This window comes from Sporolactobacillus inulinus (assembly GCF_006539285.1).
Taxonomy (GTDB): Bacteria; Bacillota; Bacilli; order Bacillales; family Sporolactobacillaceae; genus Sporolactobacillus; species Sporolactobacillus inulinus.
The window spans coordinates 1-1,690 of the sequence record NZ_BJMS01000191.1 but is presented as its reverse complement, the minus strand read 5'-3'; the positions used below and the strand labels follow the sequence as shown (position 1 = coordinate 1,690).

Genomic DNA, 1,690 nt, shown 5'->3' with positions numbered 1-1,690 from the left:
CACTTACCCAGCCCGTTGACTATAGTCAATCGTATGATTATTATAATAGTAGATCATAGCTTTCATGAAAGCATAAGATCTATTGCATTTACGTATAATGAAAAAAGCAGCATTGATGCTGGAACATCAACGCTACTTTAGATAAGAAGTTGCTTTAAGAGCAACGCATCACCTTATAACTTCATATCTCAAGGATAATCCGCTACCGGCTGGTCGGCTCAGAGCGGATTATTTCTTTTCCTTAGAGATATGATCAAGCAGGTTTAGCAAGAATGAGCCACCTATAAAGAGCAAGCTCAGAATGCCAATGACAGCCATAATCGTACTCATGAAAAAGAATCGCACCTCCTCCGTCTCCGTCGTCTGCACAGACAGGAAGCAGAGAAACAAAAGGTGTGCGCCGCTCTTAAGCCGTTCTTATCATGATCTTATTCTCGCATAATTTGGTAGACATGAATCAGGAAATCATTTGTTTTAGTTCCATAAATCTCTTGAGCTGCGTATGGTCAATCGGCTCATTATTCTCGACAGAATAGAGCAACTCATGGAATACCGGCTGTAGTCCATAAAATGTGCTTAAGCGATCGAACATTTCATCTATCGACTCATCTGTCTGATAGAAAGAAAGCACTTCTTTCGTATACTCCGGACCATAATTCCAATAGATACCCGCAAAATCAAAGGCTGGATCGCCGATTTGACCGTCTGTAAAATCAATAATCCCGCTGATTCGATTCGTCTTCTGATCAAAAAGAATATTTGAAGCGGAAAGATCGCCATGAATCACTGCCTTTGTCTTAGAAAACGCCGTATATCTGTTCAAAAAACGAGTGAACACATCCTCAATTGCCTGACACTCCTCATCACGCAACGCCGAGAACACCTTTTTTCTAAGCGATTCAAGTAACACTTGCCAATAGCAAAACGTATGCCGAGTAGGCAAAAAACCACCCGCGATTTGATGCAGTTTCATCAGAAAATCGCCAAGTAATTGAGCATTTTCAGGATTCCTCCTTAAATCAACAGGGTGTTCATTTAAGGATTCTCCACTCATGAATGGATAGGTGACCGCTTTGAGCACCTCTCTTTCATAAATCAGTTTGTACCTCGGAATTTGCAGTGCAGGTTTCTTTCGCTCGAGCTGTCTCAATAGCGTGCATTCGCCCTTGATCTGATCTCGGATCTGATCTGTTTTCGGAAAGCGGAAAACCTGCTGCTTGTTGACAATCAGAATGTCATTATTCCAGCCATTTGTTTTTATCTCACTTGTATCAATGGTTAGCTTCGGCATGGTGCGCCGAACAAAACGGATCATGTCTTCCTTTCTCACAAACACGCATCCTCTTTTCTATCCCAGGAATAAATCTGTTCCGCAAATGGAATCGTTTTACACTGTTCATACGAGGAGTCCCCTTACCTTGTATGTTTGGTTCTCTCAAATTAATCATACCAGGGAGGAGCTCCTTTATTGTTCAATCTAGCATAAAAATGTTCATTCCAAAAAAATCCAGAAAATATTTGACATATCTCTGATTGAGTTGTATATTGTTTGATAATTAAAATTTAAAAGAGTGATTATAAATGTTAGCAAACCGTGCAGCTATTATTCGAATTATTATTATCAGCGCCATTATTATTTGATAATGCGGGCTGCATGTTGTTGTCCGCAAAATTGCGGACAGTGCTAGCT

1 protein-coding gene is annotated in these 1,690 nt (G+C 40.4%); it reads right to left on the bottom strand.

The genetic code is table 11. The annotated features are described in order from the left end of the window. Positions 1 to 457: 457 nt before the first annotated feature. On the bottom strand, positions 458 to 1,330 hold the full coding sequence (locus tag SIN01_RS14610; RefSeq protein ID WP_010023656.1) for a phosphotransferase family protein: 873 nt from the start codon (positions 1,328 to 1,330) through the stop codon (positions 458 to 460). Between the last annotated feature and the right edge of the window lie 360 nt (positions 1,331 to 1,690).